This is a genomic window from Burkholderia arboris (genome assembly GCF_902499125.1).
Taxonomy (GTDB): Bacteria; Pseudomonadota; Gammaproteobacteria; order Burkholderiales; family Burkholderiaceae; genus Burkholderia; species Burkholderia arboris.
In genome coordinates this window covers 51387-72524 of the sequence record NZ_CABVPX010000010.1, presented here as the reverse complement: position 1 = coordinate 72524, position 21138 = coordinate 51387, and the positions used below count along the sequence as shown (strand labels likewise).

Below are 21138 nucleotides of genomic sequence, written 5' to 3'. Positions count from 1 at the left end.
CGGCATTTTCTACGTGACGGCGAGCAAAAGGCGGTCGTTATTGCCGTTTCCGGCTGCGATTTACTGCCTGTTCCGGTTCGATATTTCAGGCAGAAACATCCTCAAATATTTCCAAATTTCTTGTGATTATTTTTGCTTGTAACCTGCATCGCGACGTTTGAAACCTATTTAGCGACAGGGTGCGCCGGCGGCAGTCCGCTGCGATACCGGTCGCGGTTGCATCAAGTCTGGAGAAGCGCATTGCGACGTCTGATTCTGGTTGGCATGACGGTATGCGCAGCGCTGCTGACGAGCGCTGCACCGGCCGAAACGGTGTTGCCCGCGACGACGTCGTGGATCGGCAACACGTTCGGCTATGGCGACGGCAGCTGGACGCAGATCGACATCCGCGCGATCGCGGTGACGCCTGACGGCAAGGTGTATACGAATGCGCCGTGGGACGAGAGCGGGGCCGAGGCGAGCGTCTATCAGGACGGGAAGATGCTCGGCTTCGCCGGCGGCACGCACGGCTGGGGCAATCTCGGCGGCAACGCGATCGCCGTGAACAGCAAGTACGCGTATGTCGCGATCGGCGTCGGCAATGAGCGCGGCCACCTGCAATCCCCCGGCATCTGGCCGGACAAGGGCAAGCAGTGGTTCGGCATCTCGCGCCGCACGATCGGCGACATGAAGCAGCCCGCGCCGTTTCGCGCGTCGCCGCAGGTCGCGCCGGGCGGGCGCGCCGACGCGGGCCGCGCGCGGATGGCCGCGAGCTTCATGATGATGAACGAGGTGCCGGCCCCCGCTCGCCCGGAAGTCGGCGAGGCGAAGGCGGAAGTGGGCGGCCTCGCGGCCGACGACAAGACGCTGTTCGCGACGAATCCTTCGCGTGACGTCGTGGATGTCTACGACGCGGAGACGATGCAGCAGAAGGGGACGTGGAGCGCGCACGAGCCGGGCCGCATCGCGCTCGCCGGCGACGGCACGCTGTGGCTGCTGACCGATACGCTGAACGGGCCCGCGCATCTCGTGCACGTGCGAGCCGACGGCCGCAAGCTCGACGATGCGCCGGCGCTGCCGGAGGGCACCGATGCGGTGGACGTGGCGGTCGACGCGAAAGGGCGCGTGCTCGTCGCGGACAACGGGCCGCGCCAGCAGATCCTGATTTTCTCGAAAGGCGGCAAGGGCTATGCGCAGTCGGGCACGTTCGGCGAGCGCGGCGGCATCTTCGCGGGTCCCGTGCCGGGGCGGCCGGGGCCGCAGCGCTTCAACGGGCTGACGGGCGTCGGCGTCGACCGCGCGGGCAACATTTATGTGTCGATGAACGGCATCGGGCCGCGCCACGACACGATCGGCGCCGGGCTCGGCGCGGTACTCGAAAGCTATACGCCGGACGGCAAGCCGCGCTGGCAGGTGCAGGGGCTGCTGTTCGTCGATGGCGCGTGGCTCGACCCCGCGCGGCCGAACAGCGTGTACACGGGCAACAAGCGCTTCGAGCTCGACCTGTCGAAGCCGCCGGGCCAGGACTGGAAATACGTCGGCTTCCTGTCGAACCGCTTCAAGTATCCGGACGACCCGGTGTTCCACACCGACCAGTGGCCGGGCATGCCGATCGCGCGTCGTCTGGACGGCCGCACGTTCCTGTACCTGACCGACATGTACGCCGATCACCTGAAGATTTACCGCTTCGACGCGAAGCGCGACGGCGAGGTCGCGATTCCGTCGGGCCTGATCGCGGGCCGCGCGCGGCCGGTCGACAAGGTGCCGAACAAGCCGCCGGGCGGCGACTGGCTGTGGCGCGACGCGAACGGCAACGGCCGGATCGATCCCGACGAGGCCGAGATCAACACGACCGGCAAGGCGAAGGCGGGCGGCTGGGGCTGGTGGGTCGACACGAAGGGCGACATCTGGCGCACCAGCGACGTGCGCGGCATCCATCGCTTCCAGTACGGCGGCGTCGACAAGGCCGGCAACCCGATCTACGCGTATGACAAGGTCACGACCTACCCGATGCCGCAGCCGTTCACGCAGCTGCGCCGTTCGATCTACGAGCCGCAGACCGACACGCTGTACGTGACCGGCTACACGGCCGACGCGCCGCCGCAGCCGGGCATCAACAAGGAAGTGGGGCGCGTGCTGATCCGTTTCGACAAGTGGTCGACGGGCTCGCCGGTGATGCGCTACCAGGTGGCGCTGCCGTGGAAGCTCGATGCGAAGCCGATCTTCGACCTGATCGGGATCACGGTCGAGGGCCGTTACCTCTTCACCGTGGAGCCGGTCGGCAAGATCCACGTGTACGACAAGGACACCGGCAAGGAAGTGGGCGTGATGAGCCCGGGCACCGAGGTCGGCAAGGCATCCGGCTGGGTCGACGTGCCGTTCGGCATCAGCGCATTCCGGCGCGAGAACGGCGAATACCTCGTGTTCGTCGAGGAAGACGCGCGCGGCAAGGTGCTGATGTATCGCTGGAAACCGTGACGGGCGGCGCGCCGTCGTCGCCGTCGACGTCACTCAAGGCTTAAGCATGGACAAAGGCATACTCAAGAACGTTTCGATCAACTTCATCGGGCTGATCCTGCCGACCTTCGTGTCGCTGGTGACGGTGCCCGCCTATATCCACACGCTCGGCGTCGAGCGCTATGGCGTCGTCAGCCTCGTGTGGACGCTGATCGGCTATTTCGGGATCCTCGATCTCGGGATGAGCATGGCCGCGCAGAACCACATCTCGAAGGCGCTCGCGAGCGGCAACGCCGACGAAAGCGCGCGCGTGTTCTGGAGCGCGTTCTGGCTGAATCTCGGCACCGGCATCGTCGGCGGGCTGCTGATCTATTTCGGCGCGTTCATCTATACCGCGTACTTCACGAAGGTGTCGGCCGCGATGCAGCACGAGGTGTATCTCGCGCTGCCGTGGCTCGCGCTCGCGATTCCGCTCGCGAACGTGTCGTGGGTGTTCGCCGGCGCGATCAACGGCGCCGAGCGGTTCGGCGTGTTCAACACGAACCAGACAATCGGCACGTTCCTGTTCCAGCTGCTGCCGCTCGGCGCCGCTTGGTGGATCGCGCCGAACCTGCAGACGGTGCTCGCGGCGGCCGTCGTCGCGCGCCTGATCGCGGCGGTGATGCTCGGCCAGGCCAGCATCAAGGTGCTCGGGATCCGGCGCATCGACCCGCCGCAGTGGGGCACCGCGAAAGGGCTGTTCAACTTCGGCGGCTGGATGCTGATCGCGAGCACGACGAGCATGATCGCCGACACGCTCGACCGCGTGATGCTCGGCGCCGGCATGGGCGCGAAGTTCGTCACCTACTACACGGTGCCGCAGAACCTCGTCACGCGGCTGAACATGCTGCCGAACGCGCTCGTGCGCACGCTGTTCCCGCGCCTGTCGGCGGTCGGCCGCGACCATGCCGACACGCTCGCGCGCCAGTCGCTCGAATTCCTGAACGGCGTGTTCACGCCGGTTGGCATCGTCGCGATCTTCGCGCTCGCGCCGTTCCTCACGCTGTGGGTCGGCGCCGATCTCGCCGTGCATTCGGCGCCGGTCGGGCGCGTGCTGGTGGTCAGCGTGTGGCTCGTCGGCCAGGCGAGCGTCACGCGGATCCTGATCCAGTCGCAGGTCAATCCGGCCCGCGCGGCATTCGCCGGGCTGGTCGAGATGCCGTTCTTCGTCGGCGGCCTGTGGTTCGGCATTCATCACTTCGGGCTGATCGGCGCGGCGGTGGTCGTCGCGGCGCGCGCGCTCGTCGACTACGGCGTGCTGCTGTATCTGTCGGCGATCCGGATGCGCGCGATCGTGCTCGACATGCTCGCGCATCTCGCCTTCCTGCTCGCGAGCCTGTTTCTGGCGCAGGCATGGCCGGGGCTCGGCGAGTCGATCGGCATGTGCGCGGTCGTGCTGGTGCTGAATGTTGCGTGGTCGCTCACGATGACGCCGGGATTGCGCGCGCTCGTGCGCGACCTGTTTGTCCGTCTCAATGCGAGGAAAACCGTATGAATCGCGATCTGGCGGAACACGCCGTATTGAATCTCGCCACGGCCGATGCCGCCGTGGCCGAAGCCGGCGATGTCACTGCACTGCGCCGGCCGGTGCCGGCCGAGCGGGCCGGCGCGCGGCAGCCGTCGCGCGCGCTGCGCGTGGCGATCGTCCACGACTGGCTCGTCACCTATGCCGGGGCCGAGCGCGTGCTCGAACAGATCGTCGCGTGCTTTCCCGACGCCGACCTGTTCAGCCTCGTCGATTTTCTCGACGACCGCGCGTTCGTGCGCGGCAAGCCGGTGACGACGTCGTTCATCCAGAAACTGCCGTTCGCGCGCACCAAATACCGCAGTTACCTGCCGCTGATGCCGCTCGCGATCGAGCAGCTCGACGTGTCGGAGTACGACCTCGTGATCTCGAGCAGCCACGCGGTCGCGAAGGGCGTGCTGACGGGGCCGGACCAGGTGCACATCAGCTACGTGCATTCGCCGATCCGCTATGCATGGGACCTGCAGCACCAGTATCTGGAGCAGTCGAATCTCACGCACGGGCCGAAATCGCTGCTCGCGCGGATGATCCTGCATTACATCCGCAACTGGGACACGCGCACCGCGAATGCGGTGGACGGCTTCGTCGCGAATTCCGCGTTCATCGCGCGGCGCATCAAGAAGGTCTACCACCGCGACGCGGCGGTGATCTTCCCGCCGGTCGACGTCGACGCGTTTTCGCTGAACGCGGAGAAGGAGGATTTCTACCTGACCGCGTCGCGGATGGTGCCGTACAAGAAGATCGACCTGATCGTCGAAGCGTTTTCGCGCACGCCCGAGCGCAAGCTCGTCGTGATCGGCGACGGCCCCGAGATGCAGAAGATCCGCGCGAAGGCCGGCCCGAACGTCGAGATCATGGGCTATCAGCCGTTCGCGGTGCTGCACGACCGGATGCGGCGCGCGAAGGCGTTCGTGTTCGCGGCCGAGGAGGATTTCGGGATTTCGGTGGTCGAGGCGCAGGCGTGCGGCACGCCGGTGATCGCGTACGGCAAGGGCGGCGCGCTCGAGACCGTGCTCGATCCGCAATCGAACCTGAACCCGACCGGGCTGTTCTTCGACGAACAGACGCCGCACGCGGTTATCGCGGCCGTCGACGATTTCGAGCGGGCGCCGCAACGTTTCACGCCAGTCGCCTGCCGCGCGAACGCGGCGCGGTTTTCCGCCGATACGTTCCGGCGGCGCTTCCTCGACTATGTGGAGGCGGCGCTGCCCGGCTCGACCGCGCAGCGCGGCGCGGCCGCACCGATGCCGGCCGCGCGCGGCCCGGCGACGCTCGTGCTCGACCAGAGCGGCGTGCTCGGCGGCGCCGAGCTGTCGCTGCTCGAGATCATGAAGCACATGCGCGCGAACGCCGACGTGCTGCTGTTCGACGACGGCCCGTTCCGCGCGGCGCTCGACGAGATCGGCGCGCGTGTCGACGTGGTCGAGCAGGGCGCGCTCGCGGGCGTGCGCAAGCAGGGCGGCGTGTCGCCCGGCGCGGTGAAGCAGCTTGTGCGGCTGGTGCGCGACGTCGCGCGCCGCGCGCGCCGCGCCGAGGTGATCTACGCGAACACGCAGCGTGCGATGGTGGTCGCCGCGCTCGCCGGGCGGCTCGCCCGCAAGCCGGTGGTCTGGCACCTGCGCGACATCGTCAGCACCGACCATTTCGGCAGCAAGCAGTTGCTGGCGATCAAGTACTGCGCGCGGCTCGGCGTCACGCGCGTGATCGCGAACTCCGACGCGTCCGCGCAGGCGTTCCGTGCGCTGACGGGCTTCACGCCGCAGCACGTCGACGTCGTGTTCAACGGTATTTCGGCCGAACCGTTCGATGCGCTGGACGGCGTCAGCCAGGCCTCGCTGCGCGCCCGCCTCGGGTTGCCGGGGGCGGCGTGGCTCGTCGGCTCGTTCAGCCGTCTCGCGCGCTGGAAGGGGCAGCACGTGCTGCTGGAAGCCGCCGCGCGGCATCCCGACATGCACGTGGTGCTGGTCGGCGCGCCGCTGTTCGGCGAGGACGACTATGCGGCGCGGCTGCACGAATACGTCGCGCGGCACGGGATGGACGAGCGCGTGCATTTCCTCGGGTTCCAGCGCGACGTGGCCGCCTGCATGACGGCGGTGGACGTCGTCGCGCATACGTCGATCACGCCGGAGCCGTTCGGGCGCGTGATCGTCGAGGGAATGCTCGCGCGCCGGCCGGTTGTCGCGGCCCGCGCGGGCGGTGTCGTCGAGATCATCGAGGACGGCGACAACGGGCTGCTCTGCGAGCCGGGTGACGCCGCCGCGCTGGCCGACGCGCTGGCTACGCTGAAGCGCGACGGCGCGCTGCGCGAGCGGCTCGTCGCGAGCGGGCGCGCGACCGCGGTGCGCCGGTTCGGGACCGAAACCTACGTGGAGCGGGTCGAGAAGATCCTGTCGGATACGGCGAAAGCCGCGAAGGCGAAGAAGTCGTAGCGGTAGCCGGCGCGCGCCGGCGGGAAACGGGCCCTCATGCGGTGTTGAGCCGCGTGGGGGCTTTGCTTTTCGGGGCGCGTGGCTTGCGGGCGAGTGGCGGGCGGGGTGGTTGGCGAGGCGCGGGAGAGGTGCGAGGTGCGAAATCGACCGGTCGCGTTTCGAGGGCGATCGTGAAGCGACATCCCGCGCGGGGGCAGTCATGCGGCGGAAACCGGCCAGAGGCAGCCCACGCGGGCCGTAGCGCGGCCGGACCGCCGTGGGCTGCCCCATCCCGCGCAACCCGGCACCCAACCGCGTGCCGGCCATGAAAAAGCCCCCGCACGGCCCAATGCCGGACGGGGGCGTCGAAACCCGGCCAATTCCGTCAGACGGCCCGTTCGGGCGCCGGCGTGGCCACGCGGGCAGGGCGTGCGGGCTTGAAGCTGGCCGACCACAGCATCGCCGGCCGCTCGAACATCCGGTAGAACAGGTAGGCGACCGGGATCGCGGCGGCCATGAACGCGAACGACGGCCAGATCGACAGTTGCAGCTCGGAGTGGAACAGCACCGAGCCGAGGCAGACGAACAGCGGCAGGTGGACCAGGTACAGCGAATAGCTGAAGTCGCCGAACCAGCTCAGCACCCGCAGCGGCGGCGTCGGGCGCGGCGGGCGGGCGAGCGCGCGGTACAGGAAGCACGCGAAGCCGGCCGACCACAGCTGGAAGGCGCCGTACTGGCCGAAATGGAACGCGCCGCAGCCGGCGGCCAGCAGCACGGCGGCCGCGGCGTACCACGCGCGCGACGGTACGGTGGCCGTGCCGCGCGCCTGCTGCGCGCGCACATCGGCAATCCACGCGCCGATCGTCCAGGACAGCCAGTACGACGTGAAGAACTGCAGGTCGTGCCGTTCGAGCAGCCACGCCGACGCGACGTTGACGAGCGCGACCGCGGCCACCACGGCCGGCATGCCGATCCGGCGGCGCAGCGCGAACAGCAGCGGGTAGATCGCGTAGAACTGCACTTCGAGCGACAGCGTCCACAGTGCGCCGTTCGACCCGTACGTGTAGCCGGCCACGCCTTGCAGCGAGAACAGGTTCACGAGGAACGCGAGGAGGCCGACGTCGCGGATCTTGTGGCTGACGGGCTCGATCTGCAGGCTGACCGAGTCGAGCGCGAGCGTGAACAGCAGCGCGGCGAGCAGCACCGGGTAGATGCGCGCGAACCGGCGCACCCAGAAGTTGGGCGCGTCGAGACGGTACGCAGGATTGGCCGCGAGCTTGAGCGCCGCGTTGCGGTGGATGCAGTAGCCGCTGATCACGAAGAAGATCGGCACGCCGGCGGAGCCCCACGCGAACGGGAAGGTCAGGTAACCGGCTATCACGCCCGGGTTCAGTGCATGACCGTAAGCCTGATGGAAGCTCTGCATGCCGACCCAGACGATCTGGCGGCAGTGGAAATAGGCGACGAGCAGCGCCGCGAAACCGCGCATCGCGTCGATCACGTGTTCCTTGTGATCGGCGACGGGCGGCGCGGTCAGAGACGATCCGCTGAAAGCTTGCATGCGATTCGGTTCCTTGCGACGGATTGACGGGGAGTTTCATTCAATCGTAATGCGCAAGAATTCGATCAATGAATAAAAAAATCTCGCCGGGAAATATCGGTATTCCACATCATGGGTTTATCGCGATCCGAAAGCGGTTCCACGGGGGGGCTTCAATTATTTGCCGATTTTTTTCTGATAGTTTGAAGCTCCAGATGATTGATGCAAGGAGCGGCAAGATGGACATGCATTGGATCGCGAGCGCTGCAGTACTGCTGGTCATGGCCGTGCTGTCGGCGTACCGCGAGGCGCTGAAGAACGAACCGATTCGGCCGGGCCTCGAGCGGGGCGGCGTGCCCTATATCGAGGAATTTGAATCGTAAGAATTTGTATCCGGAGAATCGGTAATTTGTTTCTGCGCCGGCATGCAATCCGGCAGTATCGACCGGATTGAAAGGATTATATTTTTTCCGGGATCATTGGGCATTCAGTCCATATCGAAAATGAGCGGAGTGGAATTGGCAGTGCCGTCGATTCTCGATATGCCGTTCGGAACACAATCGCGCCGGGTCGCTGGGCGACGCGGCGCAGTCAACGCAATCAGGATGCGAACATGTTGAAAGTCACCAAGGCCGTGTTCCCCGTTGCCGGTCTCGGCACGCGGTTCCTCCCGGCAACGAAGGCGAGCCCGAAGGAGATGTTGCCCGTCGTCGACAAGCCGCTGATTCAGTACGCGGTCGAGGAAGCGATCAACGCCGGTATCACCGAGATGATCTTCGTCACCGGGCGCAGCAAGCGCGCGATCGAAGATCACTTCGACAAGTCGTACGAGATCGAGGCCGAACTCGAGGCGCGCGGCAAGGAAAAGCTGCTGGAACTCGTGCGCGGCATCAAGCCGAGCAACGTCAACTGCTTCTACGTGCGCCAGCCGGAAGCGCTCGGTCTCGGCCATGCGGTGCTGTGCGCGGAGAAGCTCGTGCACGGCGAGCCGTTCGCGGTGATCCTCGCCGACGACCTGCTGCACGGCGAACAGCCGGTGCTCAAGCAACTCGTCGACGTGTTCGACCACTATCACAGCTCGGTGATCGGCGTCGAAACGATCGCACGCGAGGACAGCCGCTCGTACGGCGTCGTAGAAGGCCGTGAATGGGAAGAGGACGTCATCAAGCTGTCGGGCATCATCGAGAAGCCGGCGCCCGAGGACGCGCCGTCGAATCTCGGCGTGGTCGGCCGCTACGTGTTCATGCCGACGATCTTCGATCATCTGCGCAAGCTCAAGCCGGGCGCCGGTGGTGAACTGCAACTGACCGATGCGGTCCAGTCGCTGCTCGCGAACGAGCAGGTGCTCGCGTATCGCTACTTCGGCACGCGCTTCGACTGCGGCAGCAAGATCGGCTATCTCAAGGCAACCGTCGAGCTGGCGCTCCAGCATCCGGAAGTCAGCCGCGAATTCGAGGCGTACCTGCGTACCTGCTTGCCCGCGCTGGCTGCTGTCGCATAAGCAGCCGCGCGCTCCGTTGTTTCAGGTGGTGGTTGTTCCGTTGGCCCCGGCCGCTCAGGCGCCGGGGCTTTTTTGCATGTGCGGGCGCGCGATCCTGGTGCGTGCGTCCGGCGCGTCGTGCCGGATTCGGGTGGCGGGCGGTGCTGCGTGCGCAGCGGAGTGCGCCGGCGAAGTAGGGCGCCGCGCCTGAAACCGGTGCCGAAGCGTCCGTCCGGGCAAGCGGCTCGGCGAGTTCGCCGGCGCGATGCACGTCGATGCGCGCGCTGGATCCGGGTTCGCCGGAGGCGCGCGAGTACGCGGTGCGCATCGCCGGGATCGGCTCCCGGGCGTGACGGGGCGTGTTGTTTCCTTCCGCGCTCTTGTGCGCGTCCGCGCGACGCTCAGCGCGGCGACGCGCTCGGTTGCGCAGTGAAGTGCCGGGCGAGCATCGCGGCGATCGGCTTCTTGAAGTCGAGCAGCCGCTTTTCGAGATAGCGCCAGGACAAGTGCGCGAGCAGCACGGCCAGCGCGAATTGCAGCATTTCGGGCAGCGCGTCGCGGACGATTTCCGGCATCGGCACGTGCGCGAAGGACGCGGGCAGCACGCCGAAGCGCGTCGGAATCAGGTTGTGGAACAGGTAGAAGCCGTAGCTGATCGTGCCGAGATAGACGAGCGGGCCCCGGTCGAGCAGCGCGACGACGGGATGGTCGGGTTCGCTGACGATCCACAGCATCAGCGCGCCGAGCGACGCGGACAGGCCGAGGTCCGCGAGCCCCGCGACTGCGTCCGGCAACGTCGTGCACGCGGGCAGCGCGAGGAAGAACACGACGCCTGCCGCGCCGAGCCAGCCGGGTGGAACACGGCGCACGGCGGCCGCGCCGCGGTCGGCAAGCGCCATCGCACCGACGCCGCCGAGCGCGATCAGTGCGAAATTCCACGGCGAAAACGCGTAGATCAGCACCGGCGACGCATCCGACAGGTAGAGCGCGAGATGCGCGACCGCGCACAGCGCGACGGCCGCGATACCGAGCGCGACGTGTCGCGCAGCAGGCACCGCGAGCAGCGCGAGCGGGGCGATCAGATAGAACTGCTGTTCAACGGCGAGGCTCCAGAAGTGCGAGGTGGAGCCCGGCCAGCCGTCCTTCACGACGCCGATCCAGTAATTCGACAGGAACGCCGCGTGCCACGCGAGCCCGAGGTTGACGCCGCGCTGGTAGAACAGCGCGTGCGCGATCGCGAGCGCGGCGAGCAGCAGGTAGTACACGGGAAAGATCCGCAGCGCGCGCTTCGCGAGGAACAGCGCGAACGCGTGGCGGCGCGTCATGGTGCCGCACTCGACGGCCTGGCGGTTGCGATGCAGCTCGCCGACGATCAGGAATCCGCTGATGAGGAAAAACGTCCACACACCAAGCTTGCCGACGTCGACGGCAAGGACGTGGCCCTTGTGGGACAGGAAAACGAGGATGACGGCGAGGGCTCGCAGGCCGTCGAGTCCTTTGACGTATCTGGCTTCGCGCATGGAGGCATCCGGGCATTGAGCGAGCCCAGTATAGGTGCGCAAATATCGAACGTAATTCGCGTTCGGGCTCGTTTGGACGTATACGTAAAGGCGTTTTTTGATGCTCGAGCGTCGATGAAGTCGGTCGTGTGCAACAAAACCTGCGGGAAACCCCGCGAAAACGCATAAAAGTACTGCACGAAGCGTCAAGGCGCTTGTAGAATCCGGCGTTGAAGCGCGCGCGTTGCACGCTTCGTGTATCCAACGACCACACCTGGTAGGAGAAACATGGCGACTTCCGCAAAAAAGGTGGCCAAGAAGGCTGCCGCACCGGCCACCAAGAAAGTGGCTGCCAAAAAGGCTGCGCCGGCGAAGAAAGTAGTGGCCAAGAAGGCTGTCGCGAAGGCAGCACCGGCTGCTCCGACGCCGCTGAAGGACAAATTCACGAAGGCATCGCTCGCAACGCACATCGCTGAGCGCGCAGCTGTCGAAGTGAAGGCGGTCAAGGCAGTGCTCGTCGCACTCGAGAACGTCGTGCTGGGCTCGGTCCACAAGAAGGGCGCAGGCGAATTCACGCTGCCGGGTCTGCTGAAGATCACGGCGCAAGTCGTGCCGGCGAAGAAGAAGCGCTTCGGCAAGGATCCGTTCACGGGCGAAGAGCGCTGGTTCCCGGCGAAGCCGGCCAGCGTGCGCGTGAAGGCACGTGCGCTGAAGAAGCTGAAGGACGCGGCAGCGTAATGCTGCGCAACGGCTGCCGAATGCATGTCGGCAGCGGTTGCAGTGTCCTGCGATCCCCGTACGCGAAAGCGTGCGGGGATTTTTATTGCGCTGCGCAAATCGCGCGGCCGCGAATCTGCGGCGCGGCGGGGATGTGCAGCACGACGCACGATGCGCGATGCGCGACGCATCGCCGGTCGCAGCCGCACCTGCGTCATGCCGAACGGCGAATTGCAAACCGCGGTTGCTCGGGAGGCTGTCCCGCCGCAACCGTTGCACGCGTTGCTCCCGCGATACCCGTTGCGCGCGCATCGCAAGGCCCGCCGTCGTGACTGAATGCATCCCGGACGAAATCGCCGTACAGGTCGCGGCCGCACGCGCCGCGATCGAGCGGCATCTCGGCGCGACGCTGGAAGCCATCCACCTGTTCGGCTCGGCGCTCGACGGCGGATTGAAACCGCGCAGCGACATCGATTTGCTGGTGACGGCGGCGGCACGGCCCGCCGAAACAGTGCGACGTGCGTTGATGCGCGATCTGCTCGCTGCATCGGCGCCGCCCGGTTGTACCGGCGGCATGCGCGCGCTGGAGGTCACCGTCGTCGCACACGATGACGTGGTGCCGTGGCGCCATCCGGCGCGACGCGAACTGCAGTTCGGCGAATGGCTGCGCCGCGACCTCGAAGCCGGCATCGTCGAACCGGCGCGCGTCGATCACGATCTGGCGATTTTGCTGACGACGGCGCGACAGCACTGTGTCGCGTTGGCCGGGCCGCCCGCGGCCGTGTTGTTCGAGCCGGTACCCGCACGCGATTTCGTCGCCGCGCTGCTCGCGACCGTTGCGCAGTGGGAGGCCGAACCGGACTGGCGCGGCGACGAGTGCAACGTGGTGCTTGCGCTCGCGCGCATCTGGTACAGCGCCGCGACCGGCAGGATCGCGCCCAAGGACGTTGCAGCGGCATGGGTGCTGGAGCGCTTGCCGCACGCGCACCGGCCGGTTGCGGCGGCTGCGCGCGACGCCTATCTCGGTGGCGAAGCGGGCGCGGCAATCCTGTCGGGCGAACCGCTTGCCGCATTCATCGGCTACGCACGGCGGACCGTCGAGGCGATGCTGTCGGCGTAGCCGCTTGCGTCGCGATGCACGCAGCCGGTGTGCGGGCCGGCTCGCCGGGAATCGTGAACGCTTGCGATGCGGCTGCACGCGCAAACCGTCGAGCCGGGTGGCCGTCGGCGCCCGGTGCGGCGTCACGCCGGCGCAGCCCGGCGCGTTTCGTCAGTCCGCCGTGCCTGCAAAGGCCGCCTTCAGCGCGGCGTCGTCGAACTTGATCATCTGCATCATCGCCGCCGCCACGCGCGCCGCCTTGACCGGGTCGCGGTCGGTCATCATCGGGATGAGCGCTTCCGGAACGATCTGCCACGACACGCCATAACGGTCCCTCAGCCAGCCGCAGGCGTCGGCCATGCCGCCGTTGTCGAGCAGGGCGTTCCAGTAGCGGTCGAGTTCCGCCTGGTCGGCGCAACTGACCAGCAGCGAGATCGCGTGGTTGAACGACTCCGTGCGCGCGTGGCTCATGGCAAAGAACGGTTGCCCGAACAGTTCGAACTCGACCATCCGCGTGCCGTCAGTGCCCGGCACGGCCGTGACGCGCACGATGCGCGAATCCGGAAAGATGCCTGCATAGAAGGCCGCTGCTTCTTCGGCTTCCGTCGAATACCAGAGAAAAGGCGTGATCTTCTGAATCGTCATGACGAATCTCCTGTCTGTATGGGACCGCGGCAAATCATGTGCCGCCTTCGATACGACGGACGACGCCTGCCGAAATCGACACGCGGGGCAAACAATCGTCGTACCGGACGAGCCGGTCGACGCCGGCAGTGCGGATGGTAGTCGTCGTGCGGAGAAATGGCGAGCTGCCCGCGCTTCCGGAAACGGTGTTTCGGGTGCCTAGCAGCCGCCTGGTGCCGCTGGCGGCTGGCCGACGTATGCGGGGGCCGGTTTTTGCGCGGCGACCCGCGCAGGGCGTGCCGGCCTGTCTGCCGGGGGGACGAAAAAAAAGCCAGCCGCGGCCGAAACCGGGACTGGCTTTCCAGATCGGCGGCAAGGCGTCGGAGACGCCATGCACGCCGGAAACGTACTTCTTAGAACTTGTGGCGCAGGCCGAGAGCGACCAGCTCTTGCGACTTCGTGCCGGCGATGCCGTACGAGCCGATCGAAGCTTGCGCTGCCGACGTCGTGCCGTCTGCGTTCAGCTGCGTGCCGCTTGCGTGCTGATAGGCGCCGACCAGGTAGACGTCCGTGCGCTTCGACAGCGAGTAGTCCGCGCCCAGCGAAACCTGATGGTACTTGGCGTCCGTGTTGCCGCTAGCCTTCGTGTACGAGTAGCCGAGGCCCAGCAGCAGCGGCGGCGTGATCTGGTACGTCGCGAACGCGCGGCCCGTGTTGTACTTCTGGGTCGAGCTGAAGCCCGAGGCTGCGTCCGGCTTGTACTGTGCGTTGCTGTAGCCGAGGCCGAGCGTCACCGGGCCGATCACGTACTGACCAGCAACTTGTGCGATCGCGATCGACTTCGCCGTCACGTAAGCTGCGTTGATCGGGCCGTCGACGATGTTGTCCGACGTCGTCGAGCCCCAGCCGCCGCGCAGGCCAGCGGTCGTCGGCGACGGGTTGTTCGCGTAGAAGTAGCCTGCAGCAACGCCGACCGGGCCGTTGTTGTATGCAGCCGCGACCGACCAGGTCTGGCCTGCGCCCGTCTTGCCTGCCACGCCGCCGAGGGCGTACATGCCTTCAGCCTGGAAGCCTGCGAACACCGGCGAGGTGTACTTGATCGCGTTGCTGACGCGCAGCGAGTTGTCGTTGTTGTCGACGTCGCCCGGCGTTGCGAACGTGCTGCCGAAGTAGTTGTCTGCCGTGACTGCCTGGACCAGGTCGACCAGCGGGTCGTACTGGCGGCCGAGCGTCAGCGTGCCGTACTGGTTGCTTTCGAGGCCGACGAATGCCTGACGGCCGAACATGCGACCGCCCTGGTTCAGGTGGCCGGTGCCCGGATCAAAACCGTTTTCCAACTGGAAGATCGCCTTCAGGCCACCGCCGAGGTCTTCTGCGCCTTTCAGGCCGAAGCGGCTGCCTTGCAGGTTGCCCGACAGCATTTGCCACGCGTTGTTGCCTTGGCCGTTATTGCCGTGAACATAGGCAATCGACGTGTCGATCACGCCGTACAGCGTCACGCTCGATTGAGCGTGGGCAGCGCCAGCGGCGCCCAGCAGGGCGAGCGAGAGGGTCGAGAGAGCAAGCTTCTTCATCGTTGAGTTTCTCCACGCAAATGATTCATCGTTATTTGTTGCGGATTGGAGAATAGCTCAGTGCCATACACGCAAGAAAGCTTAAAAAATAAAGTGTCTCGAAAAGGTAACAGCGTGAAAAAGTCCATATATATCAAGCACATCAGTGTCTGTTTCCATTTATGAAATAGTTGACAATTGCTGCGGTGCGATTGTTTCGGTAGTTGGTGCGCAACGCGGCAACCCTCCTGTTTCGACCGGTTTGAGCAGGGAAACGAGGGTGTGCAAACGTTTGCGTTTGCGGGTGTGAGCGCGCCGGCGTGTAAAGAGCGCGTCAACGCCGCGCGAATGCGCGGCGGACAGCGGGGTTGCAAAGGGGCGGGCGGATGTGCCGGGTGTGCGAAAGCGCGATGCGCAGCCGTTTTGCGGAAGGCGCGCGGTTCAGTCGTTGCGCGTAAGGTCGTCGGCGTGACCGGGTTGAACGGATGCAGCCGGTGCGGCGCCGGCCGGCCGGTGCGCGTTGCCGCGCGCGGCCGCGAATTCCGCGCCGAGCAGCAGCACGATCGCGGAGAAGTACAGCCACATCAACAGGACCGCGAACGATCCGGCCGCGCCGAATGCGCTGGCCGTACCCGCATGCGCGAGGTACAGCGCGAACAGCTTCTTGCCGCCGGAAAACAGGATCGCGGACACGATCCCGCCGACCGCGGCGTCGCGCCACGCGACGCGCGCATCGGGCAGGAACTTCATCAGCGACGCGAACGCAGCCGCGAGCACCGCGATGCCGACGAAGAACTGCACGAGGTTCGTGACGATCACGTACGGCGAATTGCCCAGCAGCCAGGTGCCGACGAACGTGATCGCGGTGTCGAGTACGAGCGACACGATCAGCAGGAACGCGACGCCGAGCACGAGCCCGAACGAGATCAGCCGCACGCGCACGAGCCCGAGCATGCTCGACCAGCGGTTTTCGGTGGCGGGCCAGATCACGCTGAGCGCGGCGCTGAGCGATGCGAACGTGGCCGACGCGCCGATCGCGAGCGCCGCGAACGAGATCAGCGTGGCCAGCCCGCCGCGCTCGCCCGCGCGGTGCGCGTTCTGCACGATCGTCTGGATGCTGGCCGCCGCGTCGTCGCCGATCAGCTGGTGCGCCTGCTCGAACACCTGGCCGCGCGCGGCGTCGTCGCCGTAGAACCAGCCGGCCACCGCGATCACCATCACGAGCATCGGCGCGAGCGAGAACGCGGAGAAAAACGCGATGCCCGCGGCCATCGCGGAGCAGCGGTCGGACGAGAAGCGCCTGAACGCGGTGAGGGCCCAGTTGGCCTGTTGTTGCGCGAGACGGGTGGCTTCGGAGGTGATCTGTCGTTTCATGACGGTTCGGTGGCGCGCGGAACGCGGATCATCGTTGGTAATCAGACAATTCAGTATTGATCCGAGGATTCGAACATAGTTGCGCGAACTGTCTATAATTCCTTTCAGTTTCCCCACCCCCACAATAACGCCGAGACCAGCCATGCTACAAATGTCCCGGCGCCAGTTCCTGAAGGTGACGGCTACGTCGCTTGCCGGATCGAGTCTAGCCCTGATGGGCTTCTCTCCGTCCGAAGCGCTCGCCGAAGTCCGACAGTACAAGCTGGCGCGCACAGTCGAAACGCGCAACACCTGTCCTTACTGTTCAGTGGGTTGCGGCATCCTGATGTACAGCCTCGGAGACGGCGCGAAGAACGCGCAGCCGAGCATCATCCACATCGAGGGCGATCCCGACCATCCCGTCAATCGCGGCACGCTGTGCCCGAAGGGCGCGAGCCTGATCGACTTCATCCACAGCCCGAACCGCCTGACGCACCCCGAGTATCGGGCGCCCGGCTCGGACAAGTGGGAACCGATTTCGTGGAATGACGCGCTCGACCGCATCGCGAAGCTGATGAAGGCCGACCGCGACGCGAACTTCGTCGAGACGGCCGAAGACGGCTCGAAGGTCAACCGCTGGCTCACGACCGGCATGCTGGCCGCGTCGGCCGGCAGCAACGAGGTCGGGTACCTGACGCACAAGACTGTCCGCAGTCTTGGCATGCTCGCATTCGACAATCAGGCGCGTGTCTGACATGGCCCGACGGTGGCAGGTCTTGCCCCGACGTTTGGCCGTGGAGCGATGACGAACCATTGGGTCGACATCAAGAACGCGGACGTGATTCTCGTGATGGGCGGCAATGCAGCCGAGGCCCATCCGTGCGGTTTCAAGTGGGTAACGGAGGCGAAGGCGCACCGCAAGGCGCGGCTGATCGTCGTCGACCCGCGCTTCACGCGTACGGCCTCGGTGGCCGATTACTACGCGCCGATCCGCACCGGCACCGACATCGTCTTCCTGGGCGGCGTCATCAACTATCTGCTGACGAACGACAAGATCCAGCACGAGTACGTGAAGAACTACACGGACTTCTCGTTCATCGTGCGCGAGGATTTCGCGTTCAACGACGGCATCTATTCCGGCTATGACGCGGAGAAGCACGCGTACCCGGACAAATCGAGCTGGGACTACGAGCGCGGTGACGACGGCTTCGTGAAGGTCGACCCGACGCTGCAGCATCCGCGTTGCGTGTACAACCTGCTGAAGCAGCACTACGCGCGCTATACGCAGGACATGGTCCAGCAGGTCTGCGGCACGCCGAAGGAGAAATTCCTGAAGGTGTGCGAGATGCTCGCGACCACGGCCGTTCCCGGCCGCGCCGGCACGGTGCTGTACGCGCTCGGCTGGACCCACCATTCGATCGGCGCGCAGATCATCCGCACCGGCGCGATGGTGCAGTTGCTGCTCGGCAACATCGGCATCGCCGGCGGCGGGATGAACGCGCTGCGCGGGCACTCGAACATCCAGGGGTTGACCGACCTCGGGCTGATGTCGAACCTGCTGCCGGGCTACATGACGCTGCCGATGCAGTCCGAGCAGGATTTCGACGGCTACATCAAGAAGCGCGTGCAGCTGCCGTTGCGGCCGAACCAGTTGAGCTACTGGAAGAACTACAAGGCGTTCCACGTCAGCTTCATGAAGTCGTGGTGGGGCGATGCCGCGACCGCCGAGAACAACTGGGGCTACGACTACCTGCCGAAGCTGGACAAGCAGTACGACCTGCTGCAGGTGATCGAGCTGATGAATGCCGGCAAGATGAACGGCTACATCTGCCAGGGCTTCAACCCGCTCGCGGCGGCGCCGTCGAAGGTGAAGACGGCGGCAGGCCTCGCGAAGCTGAAGTGGCTCGTGATCATGGATCCGCTCGCGACCGAGACGTCCGAGTTCTGGAAGCATCACGGCGACTACAACGACGTCGATGCGTCGAAGATCCAGACCGAGGTGTTCCGCCTGCCGACCACGTGCTTTGCGGAAGAAAACGGCTCGCTCGTGAGTTCGAGCCGCGTGCTGCAGTGGCACTGGAAGGGCGCGGAGCCGCCGGGCGAGGCGAAGAGCGACCTCGAGATCATGTCGGGACTGTTCCTGCGCATGCGCAAGATGTACCAGACGGACGGCGGCAAGTATCCGGACCCGATCGTGAACCTGACGTGGCCGTACTCGAACCCGGAAAGCCCGACGCCCGAAGAGCTGGCAATGGAGTTCAACGGCAAGGCGCTCGCCGATCTGCCCGATCCGAAGGATCCGGCCAAGACGCTCGTGAAGAAGGGCGAGCAGCTTGCCGCGTTCGCGCAGCTGAAGGACGACGGCACGACCGCGAGCGGCTGCTGGATCTTCTGCGGTGCGTGGACGCAGGCCGGCAACCAGATGGGGCGGCGCGACAACTCCGACCCGACCGGCATCGGCCAGACGCTGAACTGGGCGTGGGCGTGGCCGGCGAACCGGCGGATCCTGTACAACCGCGCATCGTGCGACGTCGCCGGCAAGCCGTTCGACCCGACCCGCAAGCTGATCGGCTGGAACGGCAGCGCGTGGAAGGGCGCCGACGTGCCGGACTTCAAGGTGGACGAATCGCCCGAAAACGGGATGGGGCCGTTCATCATGAACCCGGAAGGCGTTGCGCGCTTCTTCGCCCGCGCGGGGATGAACGAAGGTCCGTTCCCCGAGCACTACGAGCCGTTCGAGACGCCGCTCGACGCGAACCCGCTGCACCCGAACAACCCGCAGGCGCTGAACAACCCGGCTGCCCGCGTGTTCGCGGACGACCGTGCGTCGTTCGGCAAGGTGGCGGAGTTCCCGCACGTGGCGACGACGTACCGGCTGACCGAGCATTTCCACTACTGGACCAAGCATGCGCGGCTGAACTCGATCATCCAGCCCGAGCAATTCGTCGAGATCGGCGAAGACCTCGCGAAGGAAGTCGGCGTCGCGCATGGCGAGCACGTGAAGGTGTCGTCCAAGCGCGGCTACATCATCGCGGTCGCCCTCGTCACGAAGCGGATCAAGCCGCTGACGGTCGACGGCAAGAAGGTCCAGACGGTCGGCGTCCCGTTGCACTGGGGCTTCAAGGGTCTGACGAAGCCCGGCTATCTCGCCAATACCCTGACTCCGTCCGTGGGTGACGGCAACTCGTACACACCGGAATTCAAGTCGTTCCTGGTGAAGGTCGAAAAGGCGTAAGGGGAAAGAGATGGCATTGCAATCGCTGGACATCAAGCGCGTCTCGGCCACCACGACGCCACCGCCCACGGTGCGCGAACCGGTGACCGGGAGCGTCGCGAAGCTGATCGACGTATCGAAGTGCATCGGCTGCAAGGCATGCCAGACGGCATGCATGGAGTGGAACGACCTGCGTGACGAGGTCGGCACCAACGTCGGCGTGTACGACAACCCGGCCGACCTGACCGAGCATTCGTGGACGGTCATGCGGTTCTCCGAATACGAGAACCCGGCGGGCGACCTCGAGTGGCTGATCCGCAAGGACGGCTGCATGCACTGCGAGGATCCGGGCTGCCTGAAGGCATGTCCGTCGCCGGGCGCGATCGTGCAGTACAACAACGGGATCGTCGATTTCCACGAGGAGAACTGCATCGGTTGCGGCTATTGCGTGACCGGTTGCCCGTTCAACGTTCCGCGGATCTCGAAGAAGGATCATCGCGCATACAAGTGCACGCTCTGTTCCGACCGCGTCGCGGTCGGCCAGGAACCGGCCTGCGTGAAGACCTGCCCGACGGGCGCGATCGTGTTCGGCACCAAGGAGGACATGAAGCAGCACGCGGCCGAGCGGATCGAGGACCTGAAGGAACGCGGCTTCGAGCACGCGGGGCTGTACGACCCGCAGGGCGTCGGCGGCACGCACGTGATGTATGTGCTGCACCACGCCGACAAACCGTCGCTGTATCACGGGCTGCCCGACAACCCGTCGATCAGCCCGATGGTGAAGCTGTGGAAGGGGATCGCGAAACCGCTCGCGGTCGCCGGCATCGCGCTGACCGCGCTCGCCGGGTTCTTCCACTACGTCCGCGTCGGTCCGAACGAGGTGAGCGACGCAGAGGAATCGGCCGCGCGCGACGAGGCCCGACGCATCAAGGAGGACGCGAAATGAGCCACGACGACCCCAACCTGATCGTCCGCTACTCGGCGAACGAGCGCACGAACCACTGGATCACCGCGATCACGTTCGTGCTGCTCGCGCTGTCCGGGCTCGCGCTGTTCCATCCGTCGATGTTCTGGCTGACCGCGCTGTTCGGCGGCGGCCAGTGGACGCGGATCCTGCATCCGTTCGTCGGCCTCGTGATGTTCGTGTCGTTCGCGATCCTCGTCGTGCGCTTCTGGCACCACAACGCGCTCGACGCGGACGATCGCCAGTGGCTGAAGCAGATCGGCGACGTGCTGACCAACCAGGAAGACAAGCTGCCGCCTGTCGGGCGCTATAACGCCGGGCAGAAGCTGCTATTCTTTACGTTGGTGGCGTGCCTGCTGCTGCTCCTGCTGTCGGGAGTCGTGATCTGGCGGCGCTACTTCTCGTTCTACTTCCCGATCGGGGTGATCCGCGCGGCCGCTGTCGTGCATGCCGTGGCGGCCTTCGTGCTGATCGCGAGCATCATCGTGCACATTTACGCGGCGTTGTGGGTGAAGGGCTCGATCGGCGCGATGGTGCGTGGCACCGTCACGCTGGGCTGGGCTCGCAAGCATCACCCGAAGTGGTTCCGTGAAAGCGTGAAATAACGCACCGGAGCGGGGCGGCTCGCCGATTGCGGCGGGCGGCCCCGTCGACCGTCGGAACCGCCTGAAAGCGCCGACCTGTCGG

Annotated in this window: 15 protein-coding genes; 10 read left to right on the top strand and 5 right to left on the bottom strand. The window is 65.9% G+C overall.

Annotation, left to right across the window (positions count from 1 at the left end):
* Window positions 1-264 precede the first annotated feature (264 nt).
* The 3 genes from BLA15945_RS14400 to BLA15945_RS14390 are packed head-to-tail and all read left to right on the top strand — an operon-like array spanning window position 265 to window position 6429.
* Window positions 265-2457 (top strand): NHL repeat-containing protein, encoded by a 2193-nt coding sequence (locus BLA15945_RS14400; RefSeq protein ID WP_174992790.1) that lies wholly within the window; start codon window positions 265-267, stop codon window positions 2455-2457.
* A gap of 46 nt (window positions 2458-2503) precedes the next feature.
* The gene (locus tag BLA15945_RS14395; RefSeq protein WP_059237223.1) at window positions 2504-3970 is read left to right on the top strand and encodes a flippase; all 1467 of its coding nucleotides are present in this window, start codon (window positions 2504-2506) and stop codon (window positions 3968-3970) included.
* Entirely contained in the window at window positions 3967-6429 is a 2463-nt protein-coding gene (locus BLA15945_RS14390; protein WP_174992721.1) for a glycosyltransferase family 4 protein, read from the top strand. The genes BLA15945_RS14395 and BLA15945_RS14390 overlap by 4 nt, the downstream gene beginning before the upstream one ends.
* Before the next feature lie 364 nt (window positions 6430-6793).
* On the opposite strand, the gene BLA15945_RS14385 is transcribed toward BLA15945_RS14390, so the two are convergent.
* Window positions 6794-7969: an acyltransferase family protein gene (locus tag BLA15945_RS14385; protein ID WP_174992720.1), complete on the bottom strand. Its 1176-nt coding sequence runs from the start codon at window positions 7967-7969 to the stop codon at window positions 6794-6796.
* A 68-nt stretch (window positions 7970-8037) separates the two neighbouring features.
* Between BLA15945_RS14385 and BLA15945_RS14380 the strand changes: the two genes are divergently transcribed.
* Both BLA15945_RS14380 and galU read left to right on the top strand, forming a co-directional pair.
* Entirely contained in the window at window positions 8038-8331 is a 294-nt protein-coding gene (locus BLA15945_RS14380; RefSeq protein WP_174992685.1) for a hypothetical protein, read from the top strand.
* Window positions 8332-8561: 230 nt separating this feature from the next.
* Complete coding sequence (gene galU, locus BLA15945_RS14375) at window positions 8562-9449, top strand: UTP--glucose-1-phosphate uridylyltransferase GalU (protein ID WP_034185830.1); 888 nt, start codon at window positions 8562-8564, stop codon at window positions 9447-9449.
* 380 nt (window positions 9450-9829) lie between these two features.
* Here the strand turns inward: galU and BLA15945_RS14370 are convergent, their stop codons facing one another.
* Window positions 9830-10948, bottom strand: a complete 1119-nt coding sequence (locus BLA15945_RS14370) for an acyltransferase family protein (RefSeq protein WP_174992719.1) — start codon at window positions 10946-10948, stop codon at window positions 9830-9832.
* 267 nt (window positions 10949-11215) lie between these two features.
* On the opposite strand from BLA15945_RS14370, the gene BLA15945_RS14365 reads away from it, so the two are divergent.
* Together BLA15945_RS14365 and BLA15945_RS14360 are read left to right on the top strand one after the other, a co-directional pair.
* Complete coding sequence (locus BLA15945_RS14365) at window positions 11216-11665, top strand: HU family DNA-binding protein (RefSeq protein WP_011548077.1); 450 nt, start codon at window positions 11216-11218, stop codon at window positions 11663-11665.
* A 307-nt stretch (window positions 11666-11972) separates the two neighbouring features.
* Window positions 11973-12764: an AadA family aminoglycoside 3''-O-nucleotidyltransferase gene (locus BLA15945_RS14360; RefSeq protein ID WP_174992718.1), complete on the top strand. Its 792-nt coding sequence runs from the start codon at window positions 11973-11975 to the stop codon at window positions 12762-12764.
* A gap of 150 nt (window positions 12765-12914) precedes the next feature.
* On the opposite strand, the gene BLA15945_RS14355 is transcribed toward BLA15945_RS14360, so the two are convergent.
* From BLA15945_RS14355 to BLA15945_RS14345, 3 genes are all read right to left on the bottom strand, one after another.
* Window positions 12915-13388 carry a VOC family protein gene (locus BLA15945_RS14355; protein WP_174992717.1) on the bottom strand — a complete coding sequence of 158 codons (474 nt, stop codon included), beginning with the start codon at window positions 13386-13388 and terminating at the stop codon, window positions 12915-12917.
* A 392-nt stretch (window positions 13389-13780) separates the two neighbouring features.
* A complete protein-coding gene (locus tag BLA15945_RS14350) occupies window positions 13781-14941 on the bottom strand; it encodes a porin (RefSeq protein WP_059237216.1) in 1161 nt (386 codons plus the stop codon).
* 420 nt (window positions 14942-15361) lie between these two features.
* On the bottom strand, window positions 15362-16294 hold the full coding sequence (locus BLA15945_RS14345; RefSeq protein WP_059237215.1) for a YihY/virulence factor BrkB family protein: 933 nt from the start codon (window positions 16292-16294) through the stop codon (window positions 15362-15364).
* A gap of 142 nt (window positions 16295-16436) precedes the next feature.
* On the opposite strand from BLA15945_RS14345, the gene fdnG reads away from it, so the two are divergent.
* From fdnG to BLA15945_RS14330, 3 genes are read left to right on the top strand one after another with little or no spacing between them, the layout of a single operon-like run.
* Complete coding sequence (fdnG, locus tag BLA15945_RS14340) at window positions 16437-19508, top strand: formate dehydrogenase-N subunit alpha (protein WP_081051928.1); 3072 nt, start codon at window positions 16437-16439, stop codon at window positions 19506-19508.
* Window positions 19509-19518: 10 nt separating this feature from the next.
* On the top strand, window positions 19519-20433 hold the full coding sequence (gene fdxH, locus BLA15945_RS14335; RefSeq protein WP_059237213.1) for a formate dehydrogenase subunit beta: 915 nt from the start codon (window positions 19519-19521) through the stop codon (window positions 20431-20433).
* On the top strand, window positions 20430-21056 hold the full coding sequence (locus BLA15945_RS14330) for a formate dehydrogenase subunit gamma (RefSeq protein ID WP_059237212.1): 627 nt from the start codon (window positions 20430-20432) through the stop codon (window positions 21054-21056). Before fdxH ends, BLA15945_RS14330 begins: the two co-directional genes overlap by 4 nt.
* Window positions 21057-21138: the final 82 nt, after the last annotated feature.

Excerpts from the sequence above, each read along its gene's own strand:
- BLA15945_RS14400 (WP_174992790.1), top strand. The coding sequence starts at position 265 with ATGACGGTATGCGCAGCGCTGCTGACGAGCGCTGCACCGGCCGAAACG.
- BLA15945_RS14330 (WP_059237212.1), top strand. The coding sequence starts at position 20,430 with ATGAGCCACGACGACCCCAACCTGATCGTCCGCTACTCGGCGAACGAG.
- BLA15945_RS14345 (WP_059237215.1), bottom strand. The coding sequence starts at position 16,294 with ATGAAACGACAGATCACCTCCGAAGCCACCCGTCTCGCGCAACAACAG.
- BLA15945_RS14395 (WP_059237223.1), top strand. The coding sequence starts at position 2,504 with ATGGACAAAGGCATACTCAAGAACGTTTCGATCAACTTCATCGGGCTG.
- BLA15945_RS14390 (WP_174992721.1), top strand. The coding sequence starts at position 3,967 with ATGAATCGCGATCTGGCGGAACACGCCGTATTGAATCTCGCCACGGCC.
- BLA15945_RS14355 (WP_174992717.1), bottom strand. The coding sequence starts at position 13,388 with ATGACGATTCAGAAGATCACGCCTTTTCTCTGGTATTCGACGGAAGCC.
- BLA15945_RS14370 (WP_174992719.1), bottom strand. The coding sequence starts at position 10,948 with ATGCGCGAAGCCAGATACGTCAAAGGACTCGACGGCCTGCGAGCCCTC.
- BLA15945_RS14385 (WP_174992720.1), bottom strand. The coding sequence starts at position 7,969 with ATGCAAGCTTTCAGCGGATCGTCTCTGACCGCGCCGCCCGTCGCCGAT.
- BLA15945_RS14350 (WP_059237216.1), bottom strand. The coding sequence starts at position 14,941 with ATGAAGAAGCTTGCTCTCTCGACCCTCTCGCTCGCCCTGCTGGGCGCC.
- galU (WP_034185830.1), top strand. The coding sequence starts at position 8,562 with ATGTTGAAAGTCACCAAGGCCGTGTTCCCCGTTGCCGGTCTCGGCACG.
- fdxH (WP_059237213.1), top strand. The coding sequence starts at position 19,519 with ATGGCATTGCAATCGCTGGACATCAAGCGCGTCTCGGCCACCACGACG.
- BLA15945_RS14380 (WP_174992685.1), top strand. The coding sequence starts at position 8,038 with ATGAATAAAAAAATCTCGCCGGGAAATATCGGTATTCCACATCATGGG.
- BLA15945_RS14365 (WP_011548077.1), top strand. The coding sequence starts at position 11,216 with ATGGCGACTTCCGCAAAAAAGGTGGCCAAGAAGGCTGCCGCACCGGCC.